Here is a 25,335-nt window from a genome sequence, read left to right on the forward strand (position 1 = left end):
GGCTCACCGGCTTTATCCGGCTGAGCTGCGGCGACGCGGGGGTTTCTTCGCCGCCGCGATCGCCGGCCACAGCACCGAAACGACCGCTTCGGGAATTTCCTCCCGGCTCTCCCCGCGGTAGAACGCCGCGAAGTAGCTGCCGAAGCACATCGTCGCGATCGTGTGCTTGTCGAGGCCTGCCGCCACCGCGCCGCGCTCCTGCAGCTGGGTCAGCACGTTCTCGACCAGGGTGACCCGCGGTTCGACGGCGTGCTCGCGCAGGATCCCCAGCAGCTCCGGGGTGCGGATCGCCTCGCCGGCGAAGTTGCCCATCAGCACCATGGCGTCCGGGTTGAAGTACGCGGGGTCGAGGCGCCGGACGGCTTCGGTGAACGCTTCGCGTGGTTCCATCCGGCTCAGGTCGACGGTGTAGGAGTCCCGCTGCTTGCGGAAGCCGTAGTCCAGCGCGTCGACGACCAGCTCGAACTTCGTGCTCCAGCGCCGGTAGAGCGTCGGGCGGCTGACCTTGGCGTCGGTCGCGATGTCGCCGATGGTCATGAGCGAGTAGCCGTCGCGGACGAGGCGGTTACGGGTGGCCAGGATGATCGCTTCGTCCAGTGCCGCGTCACGGGGGCGGCCGCCGGGCCGCGGCGCGGCTTCTTCGTTCGTCGCTGGCGCCATGGCCGGAGCCTAGCGGATACGTTACGGCTCCTGCTTGTTAAGTTACGATACTTGACTGTAACGAAATGCGGCCTTACCGTCGGAACACCCATGGAAGGAGCTCACGATGACCACGGCCCAGGACCTGATCGACCGGAGCGTCCCGTTCCTCGAGGACGTCAAGAACCGGACCGCCGGCGGCGAACTGGAGGCCTGGCTCAACGAGCACCACGGGCCGGGCAGCCCGCTCCACGACGACCTCGCCGGCATGATCACCGACGGCGTCGCAGCGGGCTGGGCCGCGAACATCGAGGTCGACGGCCCGAAGTACCGGCGCAGCCGGATCGCGGACCCGCGGGAGGTGCTCAACTACTTCAGCGTCACCGCCGTCTACATGGACAGCGTCGAGCCCTACCGCGGGCAGTACCACCAGCACCCCTACGGCGAGCTCAACCTCGTGGTCCCGCTCGACGCGGGCGCGAAGCTGATGGGGCCCAACGGCTGGAGCGGGCCCGGCTGGACCGCGCCGGGGCCGGGCAGCCACCACTACCCGGAGGTCAAGGGCGGCGCCCTGATCGCGTTGTTCTACCTGCCGGCGGGCCGGATCTCCTACGACATCACGCCGCCGGTCGAGTGAGCGGCACCGTCGAGGAGGCGCTGCTGACCCGCCGCAGCTGCCGGGCGTTCCGCGCCGATCCCGTGCCACGCGCGCAGGTCGAGCGGCTCCTGGCCCTGGCCGCCCGCTCGGCCAGCAACTCCAACTGCCAGCCGTGGCAGGTGCACGTGCTGACCGGTGCGGCGAAGCGGGCGCTGACCGAGGACCTGCTCCGCGCGCACGACGAGGGCGCGCGGTCGGCGGGCGAGTTCGCCTACCAGCCCGGCGCGGACCAGTGGCCGGAGCCGTTCCGCGGCCGGCGCCGCCGGTTCGGGGACGGGCTCTACCGCGAAGCACTCGGCATCGCGCCCGGCGACACCGCCGGTCGCACCGGTCACCACCGCCGCAACTACGACTTCTTCGGCGCCCCGGTCGGGCTGGTCCTCACGGTCAGCCGGCTGCCCCTGCAGGGCGCGCTGGTGGACGCGGGGGTGTTCCTGCAGGGGCTGATGCTGGCCGCGCGCGGGGCCGGGCTGCACACGTGCGCGCAGGCGTCGCTGCTCGACTACCACCCGGTCCTGCGGCGGCACCTGCGCGTGCCCGGCGACCACGTGATCGTCTGCGGCGTCGCCCTCGGCCACGCCGACGAAGACCACCGGCTGAACGACCACCGCACGCCGCGCGAGCCGGTCACGTCGTTCGCGTCCTTCTACGACGACGGACGCTGACCCGCTTCGTCGACGAAGGTCTTCACCGTCACCGCGCTGTCCTGGGTCCCCAGGAACTGGTGGGTGGTGGTGTCGAAGACCAGCACGAGCGGCTGGGTGCCGGGCCGGGAGCCGGGCTGGGGCCAGGTGATCCCGATGCCCGGGCGGCCCGCGCCGTCGGTGACGTGGTCGAGGGCCTTCAGCCCCGGCACTTTCGCCGCAGCCTCGAACAGCGCGGCGTAGGCGGCGGGCGGCAGGGCCTGCTCGTCGGCGAGGGTGAGCACGGTCTTGCCCATCGAGTTGGTGCTGTCCTTCGCGCTGGGGCGCGTGTTCAGGTAGGCCAGCATCGCGTCGGCGGTCGTCGGCAGGTCCGCGTGGTAGGCGGGGGAGGGCCGGCAGTCCTCCAGGGTGCCTTTCTTCGCCGGGTCGTACGGGCCCGAGTACGGTTCCTTGCCGTCGTGGCAGCCCGGCAGCGGGGTGTCGCGGGCCAGCAGGCCGTCCCGGGTGCCGTCGACCGACAGCCAGATCTCCCGCGTGTGGTGGTCGGGGTATTCGGTCTTCACGTAGAGGAACTGGTCCGGTCGCGGCGGCTTGACCGGCTCCTTCAGCGCCGCGCTCGCCGCTTCGGTCAGCACCCGCACCGGATCGGCGTTCGCGACGCCGACGCCGATGCCCACCTGCTCGGCCGGGGCGAGGGTCACCACCGCGGTGATCGCCGCGGCCAGGCCGATCGAGGCGCCGGCGACCCAGAACCAGCGCCGGGACCGGTGCGGTCGTTCGCCGCGCGCCGCGGCCAGCAGCCGCTCGCGGGCCGGGGTCAGGTGCTCGGCCGGCGCGAAGCCGACGGTGTCCGCGCGCTCGCGGATCAGATCGAGCTCATCCATGGCGGGAGGTCTCCTTCACGAGGTCGAGGGCGCCGAGCTCGGCGCGGACGCGGCCGCGGGCCCGGTTGAGCCGCGATTTCACGGTGCCGACGGGAATGGCCAGCGCTTCGGCGACTTCCTGGTAGCCGAGCCCTTCCGCGGCGACGAGCAGCAGCACGTCCCGCTCCCGTGGGCGCAGTGCCGCCAGCGCGCGGTCGAGGTCGGCGCCCATGGCCTGGGCGCTCACCTGGTCGGCGACCCGGTCGGCGTGGTTGTCCTCGGCGTCCGGCGGGCCGATCGCGAGGCGCAGCTTCAGTTCGCGCACCTCGGCCCGCCACTGCCGCGAGACGAGGTTCGTCGCGATGCCGTAGAGCCACGGCCGGGCGTCCGGCCGCGAGAGGTCGAACTTCGCCCGCTTCGCGAACGCGACGAGGAAGGTGTCGGCGAGGACGTCGTCGGCGGCCGCGGGGCCCAGCCGGCGGGCCACGTACCGGTGGATGTGCCGCGCGTGGCGGTCGAAGATGACCGCGAACAGGCTGGGCTCGTGCCGCGACCGCGCGATCACGCTCGCGTCGTCGTCGGCTTCGGTGTCTTCCGGGGTCATCGCCCGCCTTCCGCTCCGGACAGTGTCATTCGCTGTTCTCGCGGGCCTCGGAGCGGGTTCGGGAATCGGCGGCGAAAGTGACGCGGGTCACGTCCGGCCGGCGGTACGGTCGGATCATGCTGCCCAAGATCGCGTTGGAAGAGGCCTACGAGCATCCCGAGCGCGTCGCCCGGCTGCTGGGCGACGAGGACGCGCTGGCCGAGGCGTCCGACCGCGGCGGGGTGACACCGGAGTTCTACCGGCCGGTGATGGCGAAGCTGGGCGAATTCGACGACGTGCGGCTCGGCAGCATGGACCGCGCGGGCATCACGCACACGATCCTTTCGCTGACCGCGCCGGGCATCCAGAGCATCCTCGACCCGGCGGCGGCGACCGCGGAAGCGCGCCGGCAGAACGACTTCCTGGCCGAACAGGTGGCCCGGCACCCGGACCGCTACTCGGCGTTCGCGGCGGTCGCCCTGCAGGAGCCGGCCGACGCGGCGGCGGAGCTGCGCCGCGCGGTCACCGAACTCGGCTTCAAGGGCGTGCTCGTCAACGGCTACACGAACATCGGCGACAGCGAGCACGGCAGCTACCTCGACGAGCCGCGCTACCACGGGTTCTGGGAGACCGTGTGCGAGCTGGACGTGCCGTTGTACCTGCACCCGCGGCCGTCCCTGCCGGGTGGCCAAGCCCTGTACGCCGGGCATCCGGAGCTGAAGGGCGCGACGTGGGGCTTCGGCACGGAAACGGCGTCGCACGCGGTGCGCCTGCTGCTGAGCGGCCACTTCGACCGCTTCCCGGCGGCGAAGCTGATCCTCGGGCACCTGGGTGAGGCGCTGCCCGCGCTGCTGTGGCGGACGCAGCACATGTTCGAGGCCAACCCGTTCGACAAGCGGCCGCGCCGCACGCTGCCGGAGTACGTGGCGGACAACATCTGGATCACGACGAGCGGCACGTTTTCCGACCACGCCTTGACGAACGCGGTGCTGACGGTGGGCGCCGACCACATCATGTTCTCGGTGGACTACCCGTATTCGGAGAACGCGGGCGCGGCCGAGTGGATCGAGCGAGCCCCGATCAGCGAGCTGGACCGCCGCAAGATCACCCACGGCAACGCGGCGGCGCTGTTCGGCATCGAGCTCGGGTGAGCCGGCTCAGACGGTGAGCACCAGCTTTCCCCGCAGGTGCCCGCTTTCCAGCCGCCGGTGGGCGTCGGCGACGCGCTCGAACGGGAACGTCTCCGGCACGTGGACCCGGAGCTCACCCCGCTCGACCAGCCCGGCCAGCCCGCGCAGGGCGACCGGGTCGGGGTCGACCGCGATGCCGCTGAACCGGCGGCCCGCCGCTGCGAACTTCGCGATGAGCGTGGCGTCCTCCTCGGCCACCGCCGTCACCAGGTGACCGCCCGGGCGGAGCACGTCCAGCGAGCGCTCCGCCGTGTCGCCGCCCAAGGTGTCGAGCACCAGGTCGATGTCGTGCACCGCCTCGGCGAAGTCCACCTTCGTGTAGTCGACGACTTCGTCGGCGCCCAAACCCTCGACGAACGCCCGTTTCCCGGCGCTCGCCGTCGTGATCACGTGCGCGCCGAGCGACTTCGCGAGCTGGATCGCGACGTGGCCGACCCCGCCACCACCGCCGTGGACCAGAACGCGGTCGCCCTCGCTCACGCCGCCCAGGTCGACGAGGCCCTGCCACGCGGTCAGCCGACGACCGGCAACGCCGCTGCCTCCACATGGGACAGCGCCGCCGGCTTGCGCGCCAGGTGCAGGGCGGGCGCGGCCACGAACTCGGCGTACGCGCCGGCCGCCCGCGGGAACAGCGGCATGCCGAACACCTCGTCGCCGGCCCTGAACCGCCACGTCTGCGGCGCCGCCTCGACCACGCCGCTGACGTCCCAGCCGAGAACGAACGGCGGTGGGCCGAGCAGCGGGAACTCACCGGCGCGCAGGCGCGGCTCCAAGGGGTTCAGCCCGATCGCCCGGACCCGGACGAGGACTTCGGTCGGCCGGGGCCGCGGTTCGGGCGCGTCGACGACGGTGAGGACCTCGGGGCCCCCGAAGCTGTGCTGGGTGATGGCTCGCATACCTCGACGATGGTCGTTGCGACGCGGGCGTACCACCGTTGTCGCGCCAGGAAATCCCGGCAACCCGCCACCGGGTTACGGTGATCGTCATGACCGGACTCGTGCTCCTGACCGAGACTTCGAGCGCTTGCGGCCCGTTGGCGCACGGTGAGGATGTCGCCTCGCACTTCCACGACGTCGGCCAGCTCCGGTATGCCGCCTCCGGGGCGCTGGTCACGACGACCCGGGTCGGCACCTGGGTGGCGCCGGCGAACCGCATCACCTGGATGCCGCCGTTCCAGGTGCACAGCAGCCGGTCGCACGGCGAGACCGACGTCCGGCTGCTCCGGGTGCCGGCGACGGCGGCCGAGCGGCTGCCGGCCGAGCCCTCGGTGTTCGCCGCCGGCGCGCTGCTGCGCGAAGCTTTCCTGGCGTTGCTGAGCGACCCGGACGACGGTCCGCGCGCCCGGCTGCTGCTCGACGTCGTCATCACCGAGCTCACCCGAGCCCCGCAGGAGCCACTGCGTCTCCCGGAACCGCGCGATGCCCGCCTCAAGGCTGTCACCGACCTGCTGCACGCCGACCCGGCGAGCCCGGCGACCCTGACCGAGCTGGGGCGCCGGACCGGGGCGAGCGAACGCACGCTGAGCCGGCTGTTCGGCAGTGAGCTGTCGATGAGCTTCCACCAATGGCGCACGCTGCTGCGCGTTCAGCGGGCCCTGCTCGAACTCGGCGCGGGCACCTCGGTCACCGACACGGCGATCCGGCTGGGCTGGGCCAACCCGAGCAGCTTCATCGTGGCCTTCACCGAACTCGTCGGTCAGACACCCGGCCGTTACCGGGGTGCGGGGAGCCCGGCGGCGGTCAGGGCGTCCCAGAGGGGTTCGGCGTCGTACCGGCGGGAGCCGAGGCCTTCGACGAACTGGCAGCCGTAGCCTTCGGCGGTGAGGGTCGTGGTCCGGCCCCGGGTGTCGACGAAGCGGAGCTGGAAGCTCGGCCCCAGTTCGAGGGTGCAGGCGATGTCCTGGGGCGGAGTGGGCAGGCCGCAGGCGGCGTCGACGACCTTCCGGATCGCGGCGGCGTCGGTGGTGCGTGCTTCGGCCGGCTTGCGTTCGGGAGTGGTCGGCAGCACCGCGGTCTGCGCGGTGTCGACGAGTTCGCGGGGTGCGTAGGAGGCGGAGCAGAGCGGGTCCGCGCCGGCCGGCTGCGCTTGGCTGCCGCAGCCGGCCAGGAGGAGCAGGACTGCTCCGGTGAGGGTGACCAGTCCGCGCATGGGAGTCCTCCACAGGTCCGTTGTCCTACGGACGGGACGACCCCGGTGCCGGGTTGCACCGGTCAGCGCCGGTTCTCCTCCCGCTCCGGAGCCCGCACGACCACCTCGGGCGTCAAATCGCGCCGATGCGTCTCCCGCAACGCCAGCACGCACACCGCGGACAGCACGCAGAACGCGGCAATGGTCCAGGAAACCGGCATCGTCGAGCTGCCGCCGCGCTGCAGCTCGGCGAAGATCAACGGCGCGAACCCCGCGCCGAGACCCGCCAGCTGGTAACCCAACGACGCTCCCGTATAACGGTTCTCCGTCGCGAACAACTCCGAATACAGGGCCGCCAACGGGCCGTACATCATCGGGTGGATCACGCCCTGGCCGAGCACCAGCGCCAGCACGAGCAGCAGCCCGCTGCCGCTGCTGACCATCGGGAACAGCAGGAACCCGAACACCGCCATCACCACCGCGCCGGCCAGCACCACCGGGCGGCGGCCGATCCGGTCCGACAATGCCGACCACAGCAGGATTCCCGCCACCGCGCAGGCCGACGACAACGTCAGCGCGTTGAGCACCTCCTGCCGCGGATGTCCGTGCTGGACACCGTAAGCGAGCACGAACGTGGTCAGCGTCGCCTGGACGACGAACGCCGCCAAGCCCACGCCGATGCTCAGCAGGAGCACGCGCGGGTGATCCCGGAGGACCGCCACCACCGGCAGCCGGCGGCGTTCCGCCTTCTTCGCCGCGGCCAGGAACGCCGGGGTCTCGTCGACGCGCGCACGCACGAACAGGCCGATCGCGAGCAGCACGATGCTGAACAGGAACGGGATCCGCCAGCCCCAGGCGAGGAAGTCCGCTTCGGACGTCAGTGCCGCGGTCCCCGACATCACGAGCGTCGACACGACCATGCCGCTCGGGGCGCCGGCGTTGGTGAAGCCGGCCCACAGGCCGCGGCGGGAGCGCGCGTGCTCGGCCGACATCAGCACCGCGCCGCCCCACTCGCCGCCGACCGAGATGCCCTGGACCACGCGCAGCAGCACCAAGCCCAGCGGGGCGACCGGCCCGATCTGGTCGTAGCCGGGCAGCAGGCCGATGAGGAAGCTCGACACGCCCATCAACGTCATCGTCAGGACGAGCATCCGCTTACGGCCAAGGCGATCGCCGAAGTGACCGAAGAGCAGGCCACCCAGCGGGCGGGCGAGGTAGCCGGTGGTGAACGTGCCGAAGCTGGCGACCGTCGCCAGCGCCGGGTCGAGGTCGGCGAAGAAGACCTTGCCGAACACCACCGCGCTGGCCGTGGCGTAGAGGAGGAAGTCGTAGTACTCGATCAGGCTGCCGAGGAAGCTGGACGCGACCGCTCTGCGGAGCTGAGTGCTCATGGGGACACCCTCGTCGTGGGGGGTGGGGCGGCGGGAGCAGGTTCGTCGCGGAGGACGACGGTGAGCGCGCCGCCAACGTTAGTCATCCTCATGACGGCCGTCAATAATCTGCACAACATCAGCCGGCGGTTACGCTGGTGATCGTGGTGCACCTCGACGAACCGAACTCCGGGCCCCGCCCGAAGTCCGTCATGCTCACCTTCCTGGGCATCCACCTGCTCGACCGGGCGAGCGCGGTGTACTCGGGCAGCGTGATCGACGTGTTCGGGCGCGTCGGCGTCTCGGCGGAAGCGGTGCGCTCGACCCTGTCCCGGATGGCCGGCGACGGGCTGCTGACGCGCCACCGGCAGGGCCGCAAGGTCTACTTCGGACTCAGCGAGCGGCTCGCCGCGGTGCTGGCGGACGGCAGGCGGCGGATCTGGGAGACCGGCGCGGTCAACCGGTCCTGGGACGGCGGCTGGACGCTGGTCGGCTTCTCCCTGCCGGACACCCGCCGCGGCGACCGCCACGACCTGCGGCGGCAGCTGACCTGGGCGGGGTTCGGGCTGTTGCAGAACGGTCTCTGGGTCGCCTCGGGCGTCCGCGACGTGACGTCCATTGTGGAGCGGCTCGGTCTCGCCGGGCACGTCACGGTCTTCACGGCCGATCCCGCGAAGCCGACCGAAGCGGCCGAACTCGTCCGCAAGGCGTTCGACACCGAGACGATCGCCCTGCGCTACCAGGACTTCCTGGCGAAGTGGGACACCGGCCGGTCGGCGCTGCCCGACGACCTCACGCGCCAGCTGATGCTGCACACGGACTGGCTGCACGTCGTCCGCCGGGACCCCCACCTCCCGGCCGAGCACCTGCCGGCGGACTGGCCCGCGATCCGGGCCGAGCAGCTGTTCCGCAAACTCGACGAGGACCTGCGTGACGGCGCGGAAGAACTGGCCCGCGAAACGCTGGAACTGATGACGCCGGGTGCTACGGCACCGGTGGGGTGACCGAGACCAGGTACTCCACCTCGGAGTCCGTGCCGTTGAGGTAGCGGTGCGGCTGGTTCGAGTCGAAGGTGATCGACTCGCCCGCCGAGACTTCGTGCACGGCGGCGCCGATCTCCACCGTCAGCGTCCCGGCCACGACGTACGCGCATTCCGTCGACGCGTGCCCCCACGGCTCTTCGCTCGTGGCCGTGCCCGGCGGCAGGATCGCGCGCAGCACTTCGAGCCGGCCGTTGCCCGGGGTCAGGCGTTCGTAGCGGACGAGGCCGCGTGGGCCGGCCAGCGTCGCGCGTGTGCCGGGGCGGCTGATCCAGACCGCCGGGGGCGCGGAGTCGAACAGCGACGCCACCGACTCGCCGAAGACGCCGGCGAGGCGTCGCAGGGTGGACAGGCTCGGGTCGGTGACCCCGCGCTCGACCTGGCTGAGCAGGGTCGCCGACAGGCCGGACCGCGCCGCCAGGTCCCGCAGGCTCAGTCCCTCGCGGGTCCGCAGACGCTTCAGCTGCGCCCCGATGTCCTGCACCGACACTGCACACCTCACCGGGATCACGTGTTGAACATCCTGGACCGCTGGCCTACAGTCCTACCACTGTGCAGTCAGACTGCACAAAGGGAGTGATCATGGCATCGCCTCGCGCGCACCGGTGGCTGCTCGTCCTGCCGTTCGTCTGGCAGGTCGCCCTCGTCCCGGTGGTCAACGACGTCCCGTACGCGCCGCTGCACATCCCCTTCCCGATGCTGTGGCAGCTGCTCGGCGTCGTGTTCACCAGTGCCGTGATCGCCGTGGTCTTCCGGCTGGACAAGCGGGCCGGCGTCACCGACGAGGACGACTCATGACCCTCGCGATCGCACTGGTCATCGTGCTGGGGACGGTCGCCGGCGCGCTCGCGTTCGGCAGGCGGGCGAGCTCGGACATGACGAACTGGGCGGTCGGCGGCCGCCGGTTCGGCACGTGGCTGTTCTGGTTCATGAACGCCGGCGAGGTGTACACGACCTTCGCCGTGCTCGGCATCTCCGGCTACGCCTGGGCGCTCGGCGCACCCGCCTACCTCGCCTTCACCAGCGTCTCGCTCAGCTACGCCATCGGGTACTGGCTGATGCCGAAGATCTGGCGGGCCGGGCGCCGCGACGACCTGCTCACCCAGGCCGACTTCTTCGCCAGCCACTACTCCGCGCGGTGGCTCGGCGTGGTCACCGCGGTCGTCGGCATCGCCGCGCTCGTGGTGTACGTGCAGATCCAGCTCGTCAGCCTCAGCCTGATCGTCCGGCTGACCCTGGGCACCGCCGTGGCGCCCGCGCTCGCCGTGGTCATCGGCGCCGTGCTGATGCTCGCGTTCGTGGTGCTCGCGGGCCTGCGGTCGGCGGCGTTTTCGGCCGGGATCAAGGACATCCTGATGGTCGTCGTGGTCGTGGTGCTGGCCGCCACGGCCGCGGGCAAGGTCGGCGCAGCGTCCCCCTTGGACATCTTCCGGCTCGCCGAGGAGCAGCACCCCGGCATCGGCAAGTTCCCCGGGCTCGACCCGGCCTCGCCGACGACGTCGGTGTGGCTGATGACCTCCGCGCTGAACGTCGCGCTGGGCAACTGGGTCTTCCCGCACCTGTTCCAGGTGTCGTACTCGGCGAAGTCCGCGACGTCGATCCGGCGCAACGCCATCTGGCAGCCGCTGTACTCGCTGGCCTACTTCTTCATCATCATGCTGGGGTTCGCCGCGCTCGTCGCGAAGACGGAGCCCGAAGGCGGCGACCTGAACGGCGCCCTGCTGCAGTTCGTCGCCGACAAGTTCCCGGCCTGGCTGGTCGGTCTCGTCGCGGGCACGGCGTTCCTGCTCGCCCTCGCACCCGGTTCGGTGCTGCTGCTGACTTCCGGGTCGTTGTTCGCGCGCAACATCGTCCGGCCGTTCCGGCCGGGGCTGTCGGACCGGGCCACGTTGCTGCTGTCCCGCGTGTCGATGGTGGTGTTCGCGGGGATCGCCGTGTGGCTGACGATCGGGCAGCAGAAGTCCCTGGTGGACATCCTGCTCTCGGCGTACTCGGCGATCGGGATGCTCGCGCCCGGCGTCTTCCTGGCCTTCCTCTGGCGGCGGACGTCGGCGGTCGCGGTGCTGCTCGGCATCGCGGCGGGGTTCGTGGCGCTGCTCGCGCCGTTCGCGAAGGACTTCTGGGCGGCCCGGCTGCCCGACTGGGAGCCCGGGCTGATCGCACTCGCCGTCAACACCGTGGTGGTCGCCGGGGTGAGCCTGGCGCGCCCGCGCCGGGAAACCCCGGCCGGAGAAAGGGAAGCCGTTGCACACTGAGCTGTACGACCTGCGGGTCACCGTCGACCGCGTCGAAGGCCGGTCGGTGTGCGGGATGGCGGTCGGGGACCACTTCGACCTCGTCGACAGCTCGCACCTGAAGATCCCGGCGGGCAAGCACTTCTGCGTCTACGCGCTGCAGGCCGTGCTGCCGTTGCTGCCCGCGAAGCAACGCGACCTGCCCGAGGGGGACTGGCTCGAGCACGACAACCTCGTGGCGTGCCCGGACCCGGAGGAGCGGCTCATCATGCGGATCGAGCGGACCGGCCGCTGCCGGCTGAACACCGAGGACCTGACGTGACCGAGTTCGGCCTGGCGTTCCAGAGCGACAAGCGACCCGGCGACTACGCCCGGCTGGCGGCCGCGGCCGAGGAGCACGGGTTCGACGTGCTCTCGGTGTTCGGCGACCTGACCTACCAGCCGCCGATCTTCCCGCTGCTGGAGATGGCGGCGGCGACGTCGCGGGTGCGGCTCGGCGCCGCCTGCTGGAACCCCTACACCCTGCACCCGTACGAGATCGGCGGCCAGGTCGCGGCACTCGACCTGGCCTCGGGCGGCCGGGCGTACCTGGGGCTCGCCCGCGGCAGCTGGCTCGGCGACATCGGAGTCGGCCAGCCGAAACCACGCACGCACCTGCGGGAGGCCGCCGGGTTCGTCCGCGCGCTCCTGAAGGGCGAACCGTATACGGGCGAGGTGTTCCGCCTCGCGACCCGGCTGAGCTACCCGCCGGAGCGGACGGAGGTGCCATTGCTGATCGGCACGTGGGGCGCCCGGACGGCGGCACTCGCCGGCGAGCTCGGCGCGGCGGAGGTCAAGATCGGCGGCACCGCGAACCCGGCCGTGGTCGCGGTGATGCGCGAGCGGATCGCCAACCCGGCCGTCGGGGTGGTCGTCGGCGCGGTGACGGTGGTGGACGAAGACGGTGCCCGGGCCCGCGCGCTGGCTCGGACCGAGGTGGCCAAGTACATGGCGGTCGTCGCCGAGCTGGATCCCACGGTCGAGATCCCGGCGGACCTGCTGCTGGCGGTGAAGACCAAGATGGCACAGGGGGACGAGGAGGGCGCGGGCGCGCTGATCCCGCGGGACCTGTTGTCGCTGTTCGCTTTCGCGGGCACGCCGGCCGAGGTCGCGGCGCAGGCCCGGGCGCTGGTGGAGGCCGGGGTGGACCGCGTGGAGTTCGGCACACCGCACGGCGTGCCGAACGACCACGGGGTCCGGTTGCTGGGTACCGAGGTGCTGCCGGCCCTGCGCTAGCCGGCGGGACGGCGACGAAGACTAGCGCTCGCAGACCGGCAGGATCTCGCGCTCGATCCCGCGGTTGAGGATCGAGTGGTGCGGCTGCTCGGTGCGGAACCGGGCCAGCTCGCGCCGCTCCGCTACCCACTGGGCTTCGACGATCTCCGACACCGGCAGGTTCGAATGGCCGATCGCCCGGATCTTGCCCGCGCGGAGGAGGTCGGTCAGGGCGCCGAGAGTCTCCTCGGCCGCCGTCACGAGCCAGCGCCGGGAACTGCCGCGGTGGTTGGGGTTCGGGCCGTTGCCCTTGGTGGCGAGGACGACGTCGTCCCGGCGGCCGCGCAGGGCCTTCCCGACGATCCGCTCGGACTCGCCGTCACCGCCGTAGGGGCCGAACATCATCGTGCCGAGGGTGAACGTGCTGACCTGGATGCCGGTGCGGCCGAAGGAGCGCATGCGCACGGGGTTTCTCCGGTACGACGGTGGTTCAGGCCGCGACGTCGACGATCCAGGTGACGCCGAAGCGGTCGGTCAGCATCCCGAAGGCCGGCGCCCACGGCGCGGGACCGAACGCTTCGATGACGGTGGCGCCGTCGGCGAGGCCCTGCCACACCGGGGAGACCTCCTCGACGGTCGCGCCGCGGACCGAGAGGAAGAACGGCTCGGTGGTGATCGTCGTGCCGTTCTCCCGGTGGGTGGCCGGCTTCTCCGGCCTGGCCGGCGCGTCGGCGCCCGGGACGTCGTAGGCCATGACGCGGAAGCCGGTGTCGGCCACGACCTGGCCGAACACCACCTTGCCGGCGTCGGGTGCGCCGGCGGGCATCCCGAAGTCGCCGTAGGTCATGACGGTGGCCTGCCCGCCGAACACCGACTGGTAGAAGTCCAGGGCCGCGCGGGCCTGGCCGTGAAAGTTCAGGTGGGCGACAGCGTTGAGCGACATGGGTGCGGGTTCCTTCACGAGTGGTGGGGCCGCCGGAGGTTTCCGGCGATGGGACCGACTCTGTCAGCAGTAGCGGACAGGGAACGTCCGCTACTTGTGGCAGGGTGAGAGCCATGCCGATCGCCTCGTCGACGGCGACGTCCGGTCGCCTGCTCTCGCTGCTGTCCCTGCTGCAGGTCCGCCGCGACTGGCCGGGGGAGCTGCTCGCCCGGCGGCTGGGCGTCAGCGAGCGCACCGTCCGCCGCGACGTCGACCGGCTGCGCGAACTGGGCTACCCGGTCCAGGCGGTCAAGGGACCGGACGGTGGTTACCGCCTCGAAGCGGGCAGCCAGGTCCCGCCGCTGTTGTTCGACGAGGAGCAGGCGGTCGCCCTCGCCGTGGCGCTGCGGCTCGCGGTCGCGACGGGCGCCGGGATCGAGGAAGCGGCGGCGCGGGCGCTGACCACGGTGCGCCAGGTGCTGCCGGCTCGCCTCCGGCACCGCGTCGACGCCCTCGCGGTCTCCGCGGCGGAGGGCCGCGGGGCGCAGGCCGACACGGACGTCCTGCTGGCGCTGAGCGCGGCGGTCCGGGCGGGGGAGGAGGTCCGGTTCGACTACCGGGCACCGGGTCGGCCGGAAGCTGACCGCCCGCCCCGGCGGGTGCAGCCCCACCACCTCGTGGTCCGGGCCGGCCGCTGGTACGTCGTCGGGTGGAGCCCGGAGCGCGAGGACTGGCGCGTCTACCGCGCGGACCGGATGACCCCACGCACCCCGACCGGCCCCCGGTTCCCGCCGCGGGAGGTACCCGGCGGAGACGTCGCGGCGTTCTTGTCGGCCCGGTTCAAGGGATCGCCGGAGGTCGACGCTTGGCCGTGTCGCGGCGAGGTGATCCTCGACCTGCCGGTTGCGGCGGTGGCGCCCTTCGCCGGGGACGGCGTGGTCGAGGCGGCCGGGGCGGCGCGGACTCGGTTGGTGTCCGGCGCTTGGTCGTGGGCGGCGCTGGCCGCGTCGTTGGCGCGGTTCGACGCCGAGGTCGAGGTTGTCGGGCCGGTCGAGCTTCGGGAGGCTTTCGCCGAGCTGTCGCGCCGGGCGGGGCGCGCAGCGGGGTTGCCCGGAGGGACGTGACGACGGGCGCTGCGTGCCGGCTCGTCCCAGCGGTGTCCCACCACGGTGCCATCCCCGCTGGTCCGCGGCCTGGGATCGTCCCGGCATCCCGAATCCGGCCCCGACCGGTGATCGACCCGGCCTGCCACTGCCAGCCTCCTCGCCATGCGCAAACTCGCTCTCGCCGTCGCGGTGCTGCTCGTGCTTCCCGGCGCCGCCGCGGTCGCGGCCGAGCCCGTTGCCGTCTGCGGGCACACCGCCGCCCAGCCCACCCTCGCCCAAGGCGCCACCGGTGCCGCGGTCACCGAGGCCCAGTGCGAACTCAACCTGGCCACCAAAGCCGGCCGGTACACGCCCATCGGCGCCGACGGCTCCTTCGGGCCGGCGACCGATGCCCGGGTGCGGGTCTTCCAGAAGTGCGCCGCGCTCGGTGTGGACGGGCAGATCGGGCCCAACACCTGGGCCGCGCTCAACTCGTGGGCCGCCCGGCCGCGCAAGTGTGCCACCCAGGGCACGGCCGGCACCGCGCAAAGCGTCGTGTGCGGCCACTCCACGGCCCGCCCGACCCTGCAGAGCGGCTCCACCGGCGTGGACGTCGAAGAGCTCCAGTGCCGGCTGAACCTCGCCATGGAGCCGGGCCACTACCCGCCCCTGACGATCGACGGCCGGTTCGGGGACGGCACCCGGACCCGGGTGATCCAGTTCCAGCACTGCGTCAACGCCAGCGCCGACGGCGTCGCCGGGCCCACCACCTGGGCGAAGGTCGCCGACTGGTCCAGCCGCAACACCTACTGCGTGCCGCCGAAGCCCGCCGGGCACCCCATCGACGGCGTCGACACCGCCAAGTACCAGCACCCCGGTGGCGCGCCGATCAACTGGGGCGCGGTGAAGGCATCCGGCGTCGAGTTCGCGACCGTCAAGGCGACCCGCGGCCTCAACGTCACCGACGACTACCTCGCCACCGACCTGCCCGCCGCGCGCAACGCCGGCCTGGCCGTCGGGCCCTACCACTTCTACACGGGCACCGCGGCCGGCACCGGCGGCGCGCAGGCCGACCGGTTCGTCGCCGCGGTGCGCGCCACCGGCTACACCGGCAAGCGCGCCGGTGACCTGCCGCCCGTGTTCGACCTGGAGTGGAAGGACGACGGCTCCGGCGGCTGCCCGCCGTATGTCACCGTCGCCGACGCCAAGGCCTGGCTCGACAAGGTCCAGACGGCGTTCGGCCGGACCCCGATCATCTACACCCAGAAGTCGTTCCTGGACTCGTGCCTCGGCGGCACCACCGCGTTGTCCGCCTATCCGATGCAGCTCGCCGACTACCGGCAGTCCGTCACGCAGCCGGCGCTGCCCGCCGGGTCGAATACCTGGCTGATGTGGCAGTACACCGACGTGGCCATCCCCGACGGCATCCCCGCGCCGGCGACCGGCGACGTCTTCAACGGCACCCAGGCCGACCTCGACCAGCTCGCCAACCGGTGAACCCCCGCAAGGAAAGGACCAGAATGAGTCTCCCCATGAGCCGCCGCACGGTGCTGCGCGGCGCCGCGGTGATCGGCACCGCCGCCGTCGTCAGCCCGCTGCTGCTCGCCGGCACCGCCCAGGCGTACCCGTGGTCCCGCACCCTCGTCGAAGGCAACACCGGCGCCGACGTCACCGAGCTCCAGATCCGGGTCGCCGGCTGGGCGGCGGATTCGCCCAGCCACAGCCGGGTCTCGATCGACGGCGAATTCGGCCCCGGCACGGCGGCCGCGGTCCGCAGGTTCCAGGCGGCCTACGGCCTGGGCGCGGACGCCCAGGTCGGCCCGGCCACCCAGGCCGCGCTCAACGCGCTGGAGCAGAGCGACGGGTCGACCGCGCACTTCGACTTCAGCGAGTTCACCGACCGGAAGAGCGGCACCTTCAACGGCGGCAAGGTCAGCGCCGCCACCGCCAAGGAGAACGCCCGCCGCTGCATGTACAAGCTGGAGGCGGTGCGCAAGAAGCTCGGGAACAAGCCGATCACGGTGAACTCCGGGTTCCGCAGCATCGCGCACAACGCGGAGATCGGCGGCGCGAGCGACAGCATGCACCTCTACGGCACCGCGGCCGACCTGAACGTGCCGGGCGTGGCCAACAAGACCGTCTACCAGAAGGCCGAGACCAGCGGGTTCTCCGGCCTGGAGACCTACAACACCGACCACCAGCACGTGGACAGCCGGGCCGACCTCGGCCGCGCGTGGTGGTGGGAGAACGGAACAGTCTGACCGGCGACTGGGGGTCTGACGCCGGAAGCCCGCCGGAATTCCGCGGGTTTCCGGCGTCAGCCAGTGCCGCTCCGCCCTCAATGCGACTGCGGGTTCTCCAGGGCCGCCGAGCAGGACGGCCAGTCGTGGAAGTCGTGGTGGGCGCTCCACAGGCGGTGCGCCGCGTCGATGTTCCAGACCGGGTCGAACGCCTGCCGCGGGGTGCCGCCCAGGTCCAGCAGGCGCGCGTCGGAGATCTGGAAGATCCCCCAGTTGCGGCTGCCGTTCGTGTTCGGCAGCACCCACAGCGGGTCGAGGAACGACGCGCAGCGGGCGATCGCCACCGCGGTGTCCGGCGCCTCGGTGAACACGGCGCGGATCCGTTGTTCCACCATCGCCGCCGACCAGCCGGCCATGCTCGTGCGGTGGTCGTAGAGCGCGTTCTTGGTGGCTTCGTCGACGACGCCGCGCGCGGGCAGGCCGGCCAGCACCTGGAACGCGGTGACCCGCCGCAGCGTTTCGGGGCCGAACGAGCCGTCGACCGAGAGCCGGCCCTGGGCGGAGACCAGCAGGTTCTGCACCTCGGTGACGCATTCGTCGTGCTGGCCCATGCTCACCGGCGGCTGGCAGGCGGGGGAGAACAGCATCCGGTCGGCGTAGCGGCCGGTGGCCGGCCCGGACCAGTCGGCGGTGACCCAGATCAGGCCGCCCGCCAGCAACGCCACGATGGCGACGGCCACGGCCGCGTACCCGAGCCGGCGCGGCGAGCGCGGGGCGGCTTCACCGGCCTCGGCCGGCTCCGGCGGCGCCTCCTCGATCCGGCCGGCGTCGGCCAGGGCCCAGAGCTGGTGCAGTTCGCGCAGTTCCTCCGCGGACGCACCGCAGACCTTGGCGAACGAGTGGACCACGCGGTAGTCGGCGGGCACGCTCTTGCCCGAGCAGTACCGGTGCAGGCTGGAGCCGCTGACCCCGGCCTGCTTGCCGAGCCGGTCGTAGCCCTGCCCGCTGCGGTCCTTCAGCACGCGCAGCTGGGCGGCGAACTTGTCCGTGTGCAGGGTCACGGTGACGGCAACACCTCGCTCGGGCCGCGGATGAACGGACGGAAGTTAACACCGTCCGGGCCCGAGCTCGGCGGAAACCGGCGGATTGGGCCACACGGCTGAGCACGCCCCGCCCATGTGGTGGTCGCTCGCCCGGTGCGGCTTGCCGCGCGTTGTCGGCGATTTTCTGCTGCTGGGCGCGGTCTGCCTCAAAGCTCAGCGCCGCGCGTTGTCGGCGACCTTCTCTTCGCCGACGGTGCTGAGGTGTTCGCGCATCAGCTCGGCGGCGTCGGCGCGGCGGCCGGCGAGGAGCAGGTCGGCGATCTCGACGTGCTCGCGGCAGCGGATGATCGCGCGGTCGCGTTCGAGCGAGCGGCGGTACTCGATGAGCCGCCGGAGGTTGTCGATGCGGCGGAGGCCCTCGATGAGGAACGTGTTGCCGCTGCACTCCATGATCGCCTCGTGGAAGGCGCGGTTGAGGGCGAACAGCTCGGCGTTGCCGACGTCGTGGATCGCGCCGTCGGCCAGCTTCCGCTGCTGGGCGCGAACCTCCTCGATCGCCCGGTGGTCGAGGGCGAACGTCGGTTCGAGGATCGCGGCGGGCTCGGTGATCAGCCGGTAGCGGTAGCTGTCCGCATACGCCCGCTCGGAGGTCAGCGCGGGCTGGAACTCCCAGCCGTAGCCGGGCAGGCGCTCGATCCAGCCCTCGGTGGCGATGCGCCGCAGCGTGCGGTTGAGATCGGCGGGTGACAGGTCGTACTGGCGGGTCAACGCGCTTTCGGTGACGCGGTCGGGGAGCTTGCCGTCGAGGCGGTCGGCCGCGATCCGCAGGTAGCGCGCTTCGTCGTCGTTCGCCACGGCGACGTCGTCGAGTTGGTCGCCGGTGCGCACGACGGTGTAGCCGCCGCGTTCGGCCGGGGCGACCACGCCCGTGTCCTCGAGCAGCCGTAGCGCGCTGCGCACGGGGGAGCGGGAGACCCGCAGGTGCTCGGCGAGGGTGCGTTCGACCAGCCGCGTGCCGGGGTCGGCTCGCTCGTCGCGGATGTAGTCGACGATGCGGGCCGCGACCTGCCGGGTCAGCGGGGTCGGTGCCATGTGCCTCCGTCCGTCCACGAGCTGCGGGCACAGCTTACCGGATGGTCTTTCGGAGGGGTATTGTACCAACGATTGGTATTATGCCATGGTGAAAGACCAAGCCGGGAAGGAAGCAGTTCAGTGAAGATCCTCGTTCTGCCGGGTGACGGCATCGGTCCCGAGATCACCGGCGCCACCCTCGAGGTCCTGCACGCACTCGACGTCGGCCTGGACTTCGAGACGCGCGAGATCGGGCACGCGAGCCTGGCCACCTCGGGGACGACGCTGCCCGCCGACGTGCTCGACCGCGTCCCCGAAGCCGACGGCGTGCTGCTGGGCCCGGTCGGCCACTACGACTACCCGCCGCGTTCCGAAGGCGGCATCAACCCCTCCGCGGAGCTGCGCACAGCCTTCAGCCTTCATGCCAACATCCGCCCGTGCCGCTCCCGGCCGGACCTCAGCATCCTGCGCAAGCCGATGGACCTCGTCCTGGTGCGCGAGAACACCGAAGGTTTCTACTCCGACCGCAACATGTACGCCGGGACGGGGGAGTTCATGCCGGACCCCGATCTCGCTTTGTCGATCCGGAAGGTCAGCGCGAAGGCGTGTGAGCGGGTGGCGCGCACGGCGTTCGACCTCGCCCGCGGCCGCCGTCGCAAGGTGACCGCGGTGCACAAGACCAACGTCGTCAAGCTGTCGGACGGGCTCTTCCTGCGTGAGGTCCGCAAGGTCGCCGCGGAGTTCCCCGAGGTGGAGCTGGAGGAGCTGATCGTCGACGCGACCGCCGCGTTGCTGATCCGCGACCCCGAGCGGTTCGACGTCCTGGTGACCACCAACATGTTCGGAGACATCCTGTCCGACGAGGCCTCGGAGCTGTCCGGCAGCCTCGGGCTCGGCGGCTCCATCAACGCCGGCGACACCATCTGCGTCGCCCAGGCGCAGCACGGCTCCGCGCCCGACATCGCCGGCCGGGGCATCGCGAACCCGACGTCGCTGATCCTGTCGGCGGCGATGCTGCTGGACTGGCGCGGCCACCGCGACGGCAACCCCGCGCTGGTCGAGGCCGGCACGCTGATCACCGAAGCCGTCGACGCCACCCTCGACGACCCCGCCACCCGCACCCGCGACATCGGCGGATCCCTCGGCACCGACGCCTTCGCCGACGCCGTCCTCAGCCACCTCGCCGAGATCAAGGGGAACGCCGCGTGATCGTCTCCGTCAACCCGGCGACCGGCGCCGAACTGGCCCGCTTCACCCCACTGACCGGCGACGAGGTCGAGTCCGCTGTGGACGCCGCCGTCAGTGCCCAGCGGCAGTGGCGGAAACGTCCACTCGCCGAGCGTGCGGCGATGCTGCGTGACCTCGCCGCCGTCCTGCGGGACCGCAAGGACCGCTACGCGCGGCTCATCGTCGGCGAGATGGGCAAGCCACTCGTCGAGGCCGAAGCCGAGATCGAGAAGTGCGCCGTCACGTGTGAGCACTACGCCAGACACGCGGCCGGCTATCTCGCCGACCGGAGTGTGACGGCCGGGGCGAGCGTCGGCTACGACCCGCTGGGGGTGGTCCTGGCCGTGATGCCGTGGAACTACCCGTTCTGGCAGTTCTTCCGGTTCGCCGCCCCGGCGTTCGCCGCGGGCAACGGCGCGTTGCTCAAGCACGCCAACAACGTCCCGCAGTGCGCGCTCGCGGTGGAGGAGGTCGTGCGGGACGCCGGATTCCCGGCAAACCTGTTCCGCACGCTGCTGGTCGGCGTCGAGCAGATCGCGCCGCTGATCGCCGACGACCGGATCGCCGCGGTCACGCTCACCGGCTCGACCGAAGTCGGCGCGATCGTCGCGGCGCAGGCCGGGGCCGCGCTGAAGAAGCAGGTGCTGGAGCTGGGCGGCTCCGACCCGTTCCTGGTGCTCGCCGACGCCGACGTCGAGGCGGCGGCGCGGGCCGCGGTGCCGGCGCGCTTCCTCAACGGGGGTCAGAGCTGCGTCAACGCCAAGCGGTTCATCGTCGAGGACGCCGTCGCGGACGAGTTCGTCGCGGCGTTCTTGCGGCACACCGCGGAGCTGAAGGTCGGCGACCCCGCCGACCCGGCGACGGCCATCGGGCCGATGGCACGGGCGAACCTGCGCGACACGCTGCACGACCAGGTCCGCCGCAGCGTCGCGGCCGGCGCGGAAGTCCTGCTCGGCGGCGAACCCGTGGACGGTCCGGGCTTCTTCTACCCGCCGACCATCCTCGACCACGTGCGACCCGGGATGGCGGCCTTCGACGAGGAGACGTTCGGCCCGCTCGCCGCGATCACCCGCGTGCCCGGCACGGCCACGGCCGTGGACCTGGCCAACCGCACGGACTTCGGTCTCGGGGCGTCGGTCTGGACGTCCGATGTGGACCTGGCTCGCGAGATCGAGGCCGGCGCGGTGTTCGTCAACGCGGTGGTCGCCTCGGACCCGCGCCTGCCGTTCGGTGGCATCAAGAAGTCCGGCTACGGCCGCGAACTGGGTGCCGAAGGCATCCGCGAATTCTGCAACACCAAGACCCTTTGGATCGGAGCCCGACCATGACCGGCCACTTCCCCGCATCGGTGCTGCGCCCCGCCGAACTGGCGGCGTTCTCGCGCGGCGGCGGGGCGAGCACGATCCCGCTGGTGACGAAGGCCCGCGGCGCCGAGGTGTTCCTCAACGGCATGACGCGGTTCGAGCCGGGCGCGGGCATCCCGCTGCACACGCACAACTGCCCGGAGAGCGTCGTGATCCTGCAGGGCAACGCGATCGTCGAGATCGACGGCGAGGAGCACGAGTTGTCCACATGGGACACGACGTATGTCGATGCCGGTGTGCCGCACCGGTTCCGGAACGCGTCCGGCACCGAGCCGATGCGTATCTTGTGGACGTACGCGTCGGTGGAGGCAACCCGGACGATCGCGGCGACGGGGGTGACCGGCCGGGTGGACGCCGAGCATCAGGGTCGTTAGCCGTACCGGGGCTGCGTAACGGGGGAAAGGGGTTGTGCGACTACCTCCCATCTGCGGAGTGCGTACCACCGGGAGGTGCCATGGCCGACGCTGTGCACGAGGTGCGTGCGCTGGTGCGGGACGAGGGCCGGCTGCGGCAGGCCGTCCAGCGCGACCAGGCCCTCCGGTACGACCGCGACACCGCCGTCGAGCTGCGCGAGCGGCTGGACGACCTGCTGGAGTCGATCACGGCGCTCGCCCGGGACGATCAGCTGTGGCACGTCATGGCCGAGACCGCGGACGAGCCACTCACCGACGAGCAGTTCAGCACGTTCGCCGACCTGGCGGCCGGCGATCTCGCCCGGCTCCTCGAGGTGTTCGGCTATCACTGCCCACCGCCGCCGCCCGTCGACGAGCTGGTCGACGACACCCTCGACGCCTTGGGCGCCGCCCGGGCCGTGGAAGGGGATCGCGCGGCACTGGTGTGGGCTGCCCGGTGGCACTTGATCACGTTCGGCATGCGGGTGCGGCGGCAGATCGAACTCGCGCCGCCGGCGGCCGCCCCCAGCACCGTCCGGCGGGTGGCTCGGCACGCCGGATCCGTCGCCAGGCAGTTGCTGCCGCTCGCCCTTTCGGTGGCCGTCGGTGTCACGACGGGTGGTGCGCTGGCCGGCGCGGTGCCCGTCGCCGTGAAGACCGCCGAGAAGCTGGCGGAGCACGGCACCAAGCTGGCTTCCGAAGGCTTCATCGGGTGGCTGTCGCGCCGGCGGGCCGCCTCCGGCGAGGCGGAAGCCGAAACCCCGCCGGTGGACGCGGATCCGCTTCACGTGCACGTCGCCGCCCTCTTCACCGTGCTCGGGGCGATACGCGCCGACGTGGGCCTGCTCGGGCACGTCGTCGAGCACGGACAGGTCGGCGTGTCCGTGCTGGAAACCCACGAGCGGCACCTCGCCCGGTTCCGCCGGCACGGCAAGCGCATCGGCGAGCTCCTGCAGGACCGGCAATGGCAGAACCTGCGCCTGCGAGGCGCTCTGCACCGCCTCGACGAGGCCGTCGACGAGGCGTTCGAGGCCGCGAACTCGTTGTACCGCAACCCCCACCGGGTCGCCGAGGCGGCTGAGGAACTCGAACGTGTCGCCCGCGAACTGCACGACGCGCTCGACGCCGTGGTGGCGAACTAGGCTGAGCCTCATGGACGAGCGCGCCGCGACGGAGCTGATCGAGACCGCGCGAGCCGAGACCGCGCGGCTGGCCGCGGTACTGACCCGGCAGCGGGACGAGATCGTGGCGGCGTCGGAGTTCAGCAACGCCGACGACGAACACGACCCGGAGGGCGCCACCATCGCCTTCGAACGGGAGCAGGTCCAGGCCCTGCTGCGGCAGGCCCAGGACGAGCTCGCGGCCCTCGATGCGGCCGCCGCGCGCGTGCGCGCCGGTGTCTACGAGGTCTGCGAACGCTGCGGCGGCCCGATCGCCGACGCCCGGCTCGCCGCCCTTCCCGCGACGCGGATCTGCATCGCCTGCGCCAACCGAAGGTGACCGCTGCTGGTCTCGCCAACCCGAGCTGCTGCGCCCGGTTCCTCGCCCAAGTGGTCTCCGATCCGCTGCCGGCCGCCGACTTCCCGGAGGGCAGCGCCGCGGTGTGTTCGCACGTGCCGGGCCTGCCGCCGGCCGCGATGGGCCGGCTGGGCGACGAAGCCGCAGTCTCCCGCGGCTCCGGCCGGGGACATCCGCTCGCGTGACGCCGGCTCAGGGGGACGGCGCGTGGAAGGCCGCGCGGTAGGCCTGCGGTGACACACCCGCGATCCGGCCGAAGTGGTGGCGGAGCGTCGGGGCCGCGCCCAGGCCGGTCTCGCGGGCGACCTGGGTGATCGCCAGGTCCGTCGTCTCGAGCAGGTGCTGCGCGCGGTTGACGCGCATGCGCAGCAGCCACTGCAGCGGGGTGGTGCCGACCTGGGCGCGGAAGTGCCGGTTGAGGCTGCGGACGCTCAGGCCGGCGTGGGCGGCGATGTCGGCGAGGGTCAGCGGGCGGTACAGGTTGGCCTCCAGCCAGGCGAGGGTGTCCTGCAGCGGGGTGGCGCGGCGGTCGGCGGGGTCGGTGTGCACGATGAACTGCGCCTGCCCGCCGTCGCGCTGCAGCGGCATCACGACCCGGCGTGCGGTGTCGGCGGCCACCGCCGCGCCCAGGTCACGGCGGACGAGGTGGAGGCACAGGTCCAGCCCCGCGGCGACCCCGGCCGAGGTGAGCAGGGCGCCGTGGTCGACGAACAGGACCGACGGCCGCACGTCGATCCGGGGGTACTGGCGGGCCAGTTCGGCCGCGTGCTCCCAGTGCGTGGTGGCGGCCAGTCCGTCGAGCAGCCCGGTGGCGGCGAGGGTGAAGGCGCCGACGCACATCGAGGCGATCCGGGCGCCCCGCGCGGCCGCGGCCCGGAGCGCGGCCACCACCGCGTCCGGCGGCGGGGAGCGGAAGCCGGCTTGGGCGGGAACGAGGATGGTGTCGGCCTGCGCGAGGCTGTCCAGGTCCCAGGGCGTCCGCAGGCTCAGCGAGCCGAACGCCGGGCTGGTGGTGATCTCGCCCTCGGCGACGACTCGGATTTCGTAGGCGGGCCGGCCCGCGACCGTGTTGGCGGTGCCGAACACCTGCCCGGGAATGGTGACTTCGAAGCCGACCACCCCGTCGAGGGCGAGGACCGCCACGACCGCCATGGCCAGAATTTAGCACAGGACGGCATTGCTGCCACTTTCCGCCGAACTGGGCCACTGCGCAGGATGGCCGTACCCCTTCTGGAGGAGCCCCGCATGGATCTCGCCCTGCCCACCGGACCCCTGGCCGAAGCGAGCTTGGCCCTGGCGCGGACGACGGAGGCGGCGCCGATCGCCGACCACAGCGTCCGCAGTTTCCTGTTCGCCCGCCTGCTGGCCGTGCGCGAGGGCAGCGTCGAGGACGACGCGTACGACGAGGGCCTGTTGTTCGCGGCCTGCGTGCTGCACGACCTGGGGCTGGGGACGCAGGCGGCGGGCCGCGCCCGGTTCGAGGTGGAGGGAGCGGACCTGGCGGCGGCGGTCCTGACGGAACACGGGGTCCCGGCGGCGGACGTCGACCGGGTGTGGGAGGCGATCGCGCTGCACGCGTGCGTGGGCATCGCGGACCGCCGCGGGTTGCTGACTTACCTGACGCACCAAGGAGTGTTCCTCGACATCGGGCGCGTGACGGTGCTCGAGGCCGCGGCGGTGGCGCCGGTCCACGCGGCCTATCCGCGTCCGGCGGGGGACACGTCGGTGCGGGACGCGATCATCGCGCACGCGTCCCGGTCCGAGGGGGCGGCGCCGCCGTTCTCGATCAGTGCGGAGCTGCTCCGCCAGCGACGGGCGGGGGCCTGAGGAGAAAATCCGTTCAGGTCCGTCGAGTACCCGAAGCCTTCCTT

General features: G+C 72.1%; 29 protein-coding genes and 2 pseudogenes. 19 read left to right on the forward strand and 12 right to left on the reverse strand.

All coding sequences use genetic code 11. The features are described from left to right. Positions 1 to 12: 12 nt before the first annotated feature. Positions 13 to 660, reverse strand: a complete 648-nt coding sequence (locus M8542_RS19460; RefSeq protein WP_257921620.1) for a TetR/AcrR family transcriptional regulator — start codon at positions 658 to 660, stop codon at positions 13 to 15. A 106-nt stretch (positions 661 to 766) separates the two neighbouring features. Here M8542_RS19460 and M8542_RS19465 point away from each other — a divergent pair, with 106 nt between their 5' ends. Together M8542_RS19465 and M8542_RS19470 are read left to right on the forward strand one after the other, a co-directional pair. Continuing rightward, entirely contained in the window at positions 767 to 1,276 is a 510-nt protein-coding gene (locus M8542_RS19465) for a DUF4863 family protein (protein ID WP_257921621.1), read from the forward strand. Then, positions 1,273 to 1,962 (forward strand): nitroreductase, encoded by a 690-nt coding sequence (locus M8542_RS19470; protein ID WP_257921622.1) that lies wholly within the window; start codon positions 1,273 to 1,275, stop codon positions 1,960 to 1,962. The genes M8542_RS19465 and M8542_RS19470 overlap by 4 nt, the downstream gene beginning before the upstream one ends. Here M8542_RS19470 and M8542_RS19475 read toward each other — a convergent pair. Together M8542_RS19475 and M8542_RS19480 are read right to left on the reverse strand one after the other, a co-directional pair. Next, positions 1,944 to 2,825 (reverse strand): CU044_5270 family protein, encoded by an 882-nt coding sequence (locus M8542_RS19475; RefSeq protein ID WP_257921623.1) that lies wholly within the window; start codon positions 2,823 to 2,825, stop codon positions 1,944 to 1,946. The two genes, M8542_RS19470 and M8542_RS19475, sit on opposite strands and share 19 nt — an antisense overlap. Beyond that, positions 2,818 to 3,408 (reverse strand): RNA polymerase sigma factor, encoded by a 591-nt coding sequence (locus M8542_RS19480; protein ID WP_257921624.1) that lies wholly within the window; start codon positions 3,406 to 3,408, stop codon positions 2,818 to 2,820. Before M8542_RS19480 ends, M8542_RS19475 begins: the two co-directional genes overlap by 8 nt. A 116-nt stretch (positions 3,409 to 3,524) precedes the next feature. On the opposite strand from M8542_RS19480, the gene M8542_RS19485 reads away from it, so the two are divergent. After that, entirely contained in the window at positions 3,525 to 4,538 is a 1,014-nt protein-coding gene (locus M8542_RS19485) for an amidohydrolase family protein (protein ID WP_257921625.1), read from the forward strand. A gap of 6 nt (positions 4,539 to 4,544) precedes the next feature. Here M8542_RS19485 and M8542_RS19490 read toward each other — a convergent pair. After that, positions 4,545 to 5,473, reverse strand: a pseudogene (locus M8542_RS19490) (NADP-dependent oxidoreductase). An 89-nt stretch (positions 5,474 to 5,562) separates the two neighbouring features. On the opposite strand from M8542_RS19490, the gene M8542_RS19495 reads away from it, so the two are divergent. Further along, entirely contained in the window at positions 5,563 to 6,387 is an 825-nt protein-coding gene (locus tag M8542_RS19495; protein WP_257921626.1) for an AraC family transcriptional regulator, read from the forward strand. Here M8542_RS19495 and M8542_RS19500 read toward each other — a convergent pair. Next, on the reverse strand, positions 6,288 to 6,725 hold the full coding sequence (locus M8542_RS19500) for a hypothetical protein (protein ID WP_257921627.1): 438 nt from the start codon (positions 6,723 to 6,725) through the stop codon (positions 6,288 to 6,290). The genes M8542_RS19495 and M8542_RS19500 overlap by 100 nt on opposite strands. Before the next feature lie 62 nt (positions 6,726 to 6,787). After that, positions 6,788 to 8,095, reverse strand: coding sequence for an MFS transporter (locus M8542_RS19505; protein WP_257921628.1), 1,308 nt, complete (start codon positions 8,093 to 8,095; stop codon positions 6,788 to 6,790). Positions 8,096 to 8,238: 143 nt separating this feature from the next. On the opposite strand from M8542_RS19505, the gene M8542_RS19510 reads away from it, so the two are divergent. Beyond that, positions 8,239 to 9,078: a PaaX family transcriptional regulator gene (locus M8542_RS19510; protein ID WP_257921629.1), complete on the forward strand. Its 840-nt coding sequence runs from the start codon at positions 8,239 to 8,241 to the stop codon at positions 9,076 to 9,078. Here M8542_RS19510 and M8542_RS19515 read toward each other — a convergent pair. Next, the gene (locus M8542_RS19515; protein WP_257921630.1) at positions 9,059 to 9,604 is read right to left on the reverse strand and encodes a helix-turn-helix domain-containing protein; all 546 of its coding nucleotides are present in this window, start codon (positions 9,602 to 9,604) and stop codon (positions 9,059 to 9,061) included. The two genes, M8542_RS19510 and M8542_RS19515, sit on opposite strands and share 20 nt — an antisense overlap. Before the next feature lie 92 nt (positions 9,605 to 9,696). Between M8542_RS19515 and M8542_RS19520 the strand changes: the two genes are divergently transcribed. The 4 genes from M8542_RS19520 to M8542_RS19535 are packed head-to-tail and all read left to right on the forward strand — an operon-like array spanning position 9,697 to position 12,623. Further along, positions 9,697 to 9,912 (forward strand): DUF3311 domain-containing protein, encoded by a 216-nt coding sequence (locus M8542_RS19520; RefSeq protein WP_257921631.1) that lies wholly within the window; start codon positions 9,697 to 9,699, stop codon positions 9,910 to 9,912. Then, on the forward strand, positions 9,909 to 11,369 hold the full coding sequence (locus M8542_RS19525; RefSeq protein ID WP_257921632.1) for a sodium:solute symporter family protein: 1,461 nt from the start codon (positions 9,909 to 9,911) through the stop codon (positions 11,367 to 11,369). The genes M8542_RS19520 and M8542_RS19525 overlap by 4 nt, the downstream gene beginning before the upstream one ends. After that, a complete protein-coding gene (locus M8542_RS19530) occupies positions 11,359 to 11,670 on the forward strand; it encodes a TIGR04076 family protein (protein ID WP_257921633.1) in 312 nt (103 codons plus the stop codon). Before M8542_RS19525 ends, M8542_RS19530 begins: the two co-directional genes overlap by 11 nt. Next, positions 11,667 to 12,623, forward strand: coding sequence for an LLM class flavin-dependent oxidoreductase (locus M8542_RS19535; RefSeq protein WP_257921634.1), 957 nt, complete (start codon positions 11,667 to 11,669; stop codon positions 12,621 to 12,623). The genes M8542_RS19530 and M8542_RS19535 overlap by 4 nt, the downstream gene beginning before the upstream one ends. A 24-nt stretch (positions 12,624 to 12,647) precedes the next feature. Here the strand turns inward: M8542_RS19535 and M8542_RS19540 are convergent. Together M8542_RS19540 and M8542_RS19545 are read right to left on the reverse strand one after the other, a co-directional pair. Beyond that, positions 12,648 to 13,067 (reverse strand): annotated as a pseudogene (locus M8542_RS19540) (aldo/keto reductase); the annotation flags it as partial. 25 nt (positions 13,068 to 13,092) lie between these two features. Beyond that, entirely contained in the window at positions 13,093 to 13,545 is a 453-nt protein-coding gene (locus M8542_RS19545; protein ID WP_257921635.1) for a VOC family protein, read from the reverse strand. 113 nt (positions 13,546 to 13,658) lie between these two features. Here M8542_RS19545 and M8542_RS19550 point away from each other — a divergent pair, with 113 nt between their 5' ends. The 3 genes from M8542_RS19550 to M8542_RS19560 all read left to right on the forward strand — a co-directional run bounded on the left by M8542_RS19550 (position 13,659) and on the right by M8542_RS19560 (position 16,870). Beyond that, the gene (locus M8542_RS19550; protein ID WP_257921636.1) at positions 13,659 to 14,648 is read left to right on the forward strand and encodes a helix-turn-helix transcriptional regulator; all 990 of its coding nucleotides are present in this window, start codon (positions 13,659 to 13,661) and stop codon (positions 14,646 to 14,648) included. Between the two features lie 144 nt (positions 14,649 to 14,792). Next, entirely contained in the window at positions 14,793 to 16,106 is a 1,314-nt protein-coding gene (locus tag M8542_RS19555; protein WP_257921637.1) for a GH25 family lysozyme, read from the forward strand. Positions 16,107 to 16,141: 35 nt separating this feature from the next. Then, positions 16,142 to 16,870: a D-Ala-D-Ala carboxypeptidase family metallohydrolase gene (locus M8542_RS19560; RefSeq protein ID WP_257921638.1), complete on the forward strand. Its 729-nt coding sequence runs from the start codon at positions 16,142 to 16,144 to the stop codon at positions 16,868 to 16,870. 77 nt (positions 16,871 to 16,947) lie between these two features. Here M8542_RS19560 and M8542_RS19565 read toward each other — a convergent pair whose 3' ends face one another. Continuing rightward, positions 16,948 to 17,910: a helix-turn-helix domain-containing protein gene (locus tag M8542_RS19565; RefSeq protein ID WP_257921639.1), complete on the reverse strand. Its 963-nt coding sequence runs from the start codon at positions 17,908 to 17,910 to the stop codon at positions 16,948 to 16,950. A gap of 195 nt (positions 17,911 to 18,105) precedes the next feature. Continuing rightward, positions 18,106 to 18,984: a GntR family transcriptional regulator gene (locus tag M8542_RS19570; RefSeq protein WP_257921640.1), complete on the reverse strand. Its 879-nt coding sequence runs from the start codon at positions 18,982 to 18,984 to the stop codon at positions 18,106 to 18,108. Between the two features lie 120 nt (positions 18,985 to 19,104). On the opposite strand from M8542_RS19570, the gene M8542_RS19575 reads away from it, so the two are divergent. The 6 genes from M8542_RS19575 to M8542_RS19600 all read left to right on the forward strand — a co-directional run bounded on the left by M8542_RS19575 (position 19,105) and on the right by M8542_RS19600 (position 23,649). Continuing rightward, on the forward strand, positions 19,105 to 20,172 hold the full coding sequence (locus tag M8542_RS19575; protein WP_257921641.1) for an isocitrate/isopropylmalate dehydrogenase family protein: 1,068 nt from the start codon (positions 19,105 to 19,107) through the stop codon (positions 20,170 to 20,172). Continuing rightward, positions 20,169 to 21,518 (forward strand): NAD-dependent succinate-semialdehyde dehydrogenase, encoded by a 1,350-nt coding sequence (locus M8542_RS19580; RefSeq protein ID WP_257921642.1) that lies wholly within the window; start codon positions 20,169 to 20,171, stop codon positions 21,516 to 21,518. Before M8542_RS19575 ends, M8542_RS19580 begins: the two co-directional genes overlap by 4 nt. Continuing rightward, a complete protein-coding gene (locus M8542_RS19585; protein ID WP_257921643.1) occupies positions 21,515 to 21,928 on the forward strand; it encodes a cupin domain-containing protein in 414 nt (137 codons plus the stop codon). The genes M8542_RS19580 and M8542_RS19585 overlap by 4 nt, the downstream gene beginning before the upstream one ends. A gap of 80 nt (positions 21,929 to 22,008) precedes the next feature. Further along, positions 22,009 to 23,088: a hypothetical protein gene (locus M8542_RS19590; protein WP_257921644.1), complete on the forward strand. Its 1,080-nt coding sequence runs from the start codon at positions 22,009 to 22,011 to the stop codon at positions 23,086 to 23,088. 10 nt (positions 23,089 to 23,098) lie between these two features. Continuing rightward, the gene (locus M8542_RS19595) at positions 23,099 to 23,446 is read left to right on the forward strand and encodes a TraR/DksA family transcriptional regulator (protein ID WP_257921645.1); all 348 of its coding nucleotides are present in this window, start codon (positions 23,099 to 23,101) and stop codon (positions 23,444 to 23,446) included. After that, complete coding sequence (locus M8542_RS19600) at positions 23,443 to 23,649, forward strand: hypothetical protein (RefSeq protein ID WP_257921646.1); 207 nt, start codon at positions 23,443 to 23,445, stop codon at positions 23,647 to 23,649. The genes M8542_RS19595 and M8542_RS19600 overlap by 4 nt, the downstream gene beginning before the upstream one ends. A gap of 7 nt (positions 23,650 to 23,656) precedes the next feature. Here M8542_RS19600 and M8542_RS19605 read toward each other — a convergent pair whose 3' ends face one another. Continuing rightward, the gene (locus tag M8542_RS19605; protein ID WP_257921647.1) at positions 23,657 to 24,616 is read right to left on the reverse strand and encodes a GlxA family transcriptional regulator; all 960 of its coding nucleotides are present in this window, start codon (positions 24,614 to 24,616) and stop codon (positions 23,657 to 23,659) included. Positions 24,617 to 24,709: 93 nt separating this feature from the next. On the opposite strand from M8542_RS19605, the gene M8542_RS19610 reads away from it, so the two are divergent. Further along, on the forward strand, positions 24,710 to 25,291 hold the full coding sequence (locus M8542_RS19610) for an HD domain-containing protein (protein WP_257921648.1): 582 nt from the start codon (positions 24,710 to 24,712) through the stop codon (positions 25,289 to 25,291). Positions 25,292 to 25,335 lie beyond the last annotated feature (44 nt).

It is taken from the genome of Amycolatopsis iheyensis (assembly GCF_024703995.1).
Lineage (GTDB): Bacteria > Actinomycetota > Actinomycetes > Mycobacteriales > Pseudonocardiaceae > Amycolatopsis > Amycolatopsis iheyensis.

What these genes read in the sequence shown, in the direction of transcription:
- M8542_RS19460 (WP_257921620.1), bottom strand. Translation starts at nt 660, where the DNA reads ATGGCGCCAGCGACGAACGAAGAAGCCGCGCCGCGGCCCGGCGGCCGC.
- M8542_RS19465 (WP_257921621.1), top strand. Translation starts at nt 767, where the DNA reads ATGACCACGGCCCAGGACCTGATCGACCGGAGCGTCCCGTTCCTCGAG.
- M8542_RS19475 (WP_257921623.1), bottom strand. Translation starts at nt 2,825, where the DNA reads ATGGATGAGCTCGATCTGATCCGCGAGCGCGCGGACACCGTCGGCTTC.
- M8542_RS19480 (WP_257921624.1), bottom strand. Translation starts at nt 3,408, where the DNA reads ATGACCCCGGAAGACACCGAAGCCGACGACGACGCGAGCGTGATCGCG.
- M8542_RS19485 (WP_257921625.1), top strand. Translation starts at nt 3,525, where the DNA reads ATGCTGCCCAAGATCGCGTTGGAAGAGGCCTACGAGCATCCCGAGCGC.
- M8542_RS19495 (WP_257921626.1), top strand. Translation starts at nt 5,563, where the DNA reads ATGACCGGACTCGTGCTCCTGACCGAGACTTCGAGCGCTTGCGGCCCG.
- M8542_RS19500 (WP_257921627.1), bottom strand. Translation starts at nt 6,725, where the DNA reads ATGCGCGGACTGGTCACCCTCACCGGAGCAGTCCTGCTCCTCCTGGCC.
- M8542_RS19505 (WP_257921628.1), bottom strand. Translation starts at nt 8,095, where the DNA reads ATGAGCACTCAGCTCCGCAGAGCGGTCGCGTCCAGCTTCCTCGGCAGC.
- M8542_RS19520 (WP_257921631.1), top strand. Translation starts at nt 9,697, where the DNA reads ATGGCATCGCCTCGCGCGCACCGGTGGCTGCTCGTCCTGCCGTTCGTC.
- M8542_RS19525 (WP_257921632.1), top strand. Translation starts at nt 9,909, where the DNA reads ATGACCCTCGCGATCGCACTGGTCATCGTGCTGGGGACGGTCGCCGGC.
- M8542_RS19545 (WP_257921635.1), bottom strand. Translation starts at nt 13,545, where the DNA reads ATGTCGCTCAACGCTGTCGCCCACCTGAACTTTCACGGCCAGGCCCGC.
- M8542_RS19550 (WP_257921636.1), top strand. Translation starts at nt 13,659, where the DNA reads ATGCCGATCGCCTCGTCGACGGCGACGTCCGGTCGCCTGCTCTCGCTG.
- M8542_RS19555 (WP_257921637.1), top strand. Translation starts at nt 14,793, where the DNA reads ATGCGCAAACTCGCTCTCGCCGTCGCGGTGCTGCTCGTGCTTCCCGGC.
- M8542_RS19560 (WP_257921638.1), top strand. Translation starts at nt 16,142, where the DNA reads ATGAGCCGCCGCACGGTGCTGCGCGGCGCCGCGGTGATCGGCACCGCC.
- M8542_RS19570 (WP_257921640.1), bottom strand. Translation starts at nt 18,984, where the DNA reads ATGGCACCGACCCCGCTGACCCGGCAGGTCGCGGCCCGCATCGTCGAC.
- M8542_RS19585 (WP_257921643.1), top strand. Translation starts at nt 21,515, where the DNA reads ATGACCGGCCACTTCCCCGCATCGGTGCTGCGCCCCGCCGAACTGGCG.
- M8542_RS19590 (WP_257921644.1), top strand. Translation starts at nt 22,009, where the DNA reads ATGGCCGACGCTGTGCACGAGGTGCGTGCGCTGGTGCGGGACGAGGGC.
- M8542_RS19595 (WP_257921645.1), top strand. Translation starts at nt 23,099, where the DNA reads ATGGACGAGCGCGCCGCGACGGAGCTGATCGAGACCGCGCGAGCCGAG.
- M8542_RS19605 (WP_257921647.1), bottom strand. Translation starts at nt 24,616, where the DNA reads ATGGCGGTCGTGGCGGTCCTCGCCCTCGACGGGGTGGTCGGCTTCGAA.
- M8542_RS19610 (WP_257921648.1), top strand. Translation starts at nt 24,710, where the DNA reads ATGGATCTCGCCCTGCCCACCGGACCCCTGGCCGAAGCGAGCTTGGCC.